This is a genomic window from Moorena sp. SIO4A1, assembly GCF_010672065.1.
GTDB lineage: Bacteria > Cyanobacteriota > Cyanobacteriia > Cyanobacteriales > Coleofasciculaceae > Moorena.
The window spans coordinates 1-2,357 of record NZ_JAAHHX010000298.1 but is presented as its reverse complement, the minus strand read 5'-3'; the positions used below and the strand labels follow the sequence as shown (position 1 = coordinate 2,357).

The 2,357-nt window shown below is 42.6% G+C and carries 1 protein-coding gene; it reads left to right on the top strand.

Features of this window, described 5'->3' with window-relative positions:
* The first annotated feature begins 422 nt into the window (after positions 1-422).
* Positions 423-2,147 (top strand): group II intron reverse transcriptase/maturase, encoded by a 1,725-nt coding sequence (gene ltrA, locus F6K53_RS37495; protein WP_293084719.1) that lies wholly within the window; start codon positions 423-425, stop codon positions 2,145-2,147.
* Positions 2,148-2,357: the final 210 nt, after the last annotated feature.

Here is a 2,357-nt window from a genome sequence, read left to right as displayed (position 1 = left end):
AAAGGGGGGTCGAATAGGGAAGCTAGGTCAACCTGGGACTTGGTTAGTAACAGGCATGGAGGCTCATGGGTACCGAAAGGGAAGATATGGTTGAACCATCGTCACGTACGTGTAGCGAAATGAAGGTTGATACGCTACAGACAAAAGTCACGGAGAAGGGTTTTGGATGTTATTGGTTATCCAAACGATTCCCAAAAGAAAACTCCCGGTGGACAGTATCGCCCTAAAAGCCTCACACAATAACTAACAGGAACAAAGTAACCTCATAGATTCTCTTGGGATAAAGGTCGATAACCCAAGTAGGTAGTTAGCCGCAAGGTCTATGAAGGAAGGATTGAGTCAAAAGCGAATGCCTAGGGTAATGCCTAGGATATGCAGACAGACTCACGTGATTACTGAAGAAGATATAGCTGTAAGTAGCAATGAATAAATCTAAAACTAAGGGATTTTCCCAAAAGGCGGAATGGAATAGCACAAATTGGCGAAAGCTGGAAATAGTGCTCTTCAAGTTGCAAAAACGGATATATCGAGCCTCTCAGCGTGGTGATGTCAAAGCAGTAAAACGCTTACAAAAGACCCTAATGAGTTCATGGACTGCTCGAATGTTGGCAGTCCGAAAGGTCACCCAACAAAATAAAGGAAAAAAATCAGCTGGGGTTGACGGAAGGAAAGCACTTACCGCCCATAGAAGAATACAGCTGGTTAAAAACCTAAACATTGGAAAAAGACCTGACCCTACCAGAAGAGTTTGGATTGATAAGCCTGGTAAATCCGAAAAGAGGCCACTAGGAATACCCACTATAGAAGATAGAGCCATTCAAGCATTAGTCAAAATGGCACTAGAACCTGAATGGGAAGCAAAATTTGAACCAAACTCATATGGTTTCAGACCAGGTAGAAACGCCTTCGACGCCCGAGAAGCAATATTTAACGGACTAAAAACACCCAAATGGGTACTAGATGCCGACATAAGTAAATGCTTCGACAAAATCAATCACTCCAAACTGCTGAACAAACTAGACACCTTCCCCAAATTAAGGAGGATAGTAAAGGGATGGCTAAAAGCAGGAGTAATTGACAAGGGTACCTTCGCCAAAACAGAGACAGGTACCCCACAGGGCGGTGTCATCTCACCCTTACTAGCTAATATAGCCCTACATGGAATGGAAGAAGAAATGAAAAGCTTCGCCGAAACCTATGTAGAGAAGAGAAAGAGTAAAACCCAGAAAAGACGGGGGCTCATCTTTGTAAGATATGCCGATGACTTTGTAGTAATGCACAAGTCAAAAGAGCACATCGAAAAATGTAAGGATGTCATAAATGAATGGCTAAATGACATTGGTCTGGAATTAAAGCCTGAAAAAACTCAAATAGTACACTCTAACGATGGATTCGACTTTCTCGGATTCAACGTAAGACAATACGAAGTGGGAAAAAATCAGAGCAAACTAGGGTACAAAACACTCATAAAACCTTCAAAGAAAGCCATCAAGGAACACTGGGAGGACTTGTGCAAGTTAATAGACTCACACAAAGCAGCCCCCCAGGAACACCTAATCAACAAGCTAAACCAGAAAATAAGAGGATGGTGTAACTACCACAAAACTGGCATAAGCAAAGAGATATTTGGTGACTTAGACCACTTGATGTACCAAAAACTGAGAAGGTGGGGCAAGTACAGACACGGAAACAAATCCTGGGATTGGGTCAAAAAGAAATATTGGGGAAGAGTAACCAGAAAAGACGGAGAACACGGTAACGATAACTGGGTCTTCAGAAAATCTGATGAACAACACCTGATAAAACACGCATGGATAGAGGTCAGCAGATACGTAAAAGTGAAGCAAGACCGCAGTATCTATGATGGTGACCTAACATACTGGGGGAACAGAATGAGCAAACACCCCGAATTAGTAACTCAGAAAGGGAAACTTTTCAAGAAACAAAAAGGGAAGTGCGCCCATTGTGGATTAACCTTCAGAACAGGAGATGACTGGGAAGTACACCATGTTAAGCCGCTAAGTCAAGGTGGTAAAGACCAAATCCAAAATATGGAATTAATCCACCTACACTGCCACGACGAGATACATAGGGAAATAAGAAAACATCAAAACAACATTAGGAGTTTAGATGAAAACCCTATATAAGGTACCTAATGACAAAGGACTTCAGACACGAGGAGCCGTATGTGGTGAAAGTCACAAGTACGGTTTTGAAGACGAGTTGGAGAGGGCGACCTCCCAGCTTAGTTTAACGGTGCTTTTGAATAAAATAAGCTGACGGCTGACGGCACCTCAAGTAGCGTGGCCAAAGGCCTTTAGCTGAATGCTTACGGTAATCCTACTCTAATTACCAAT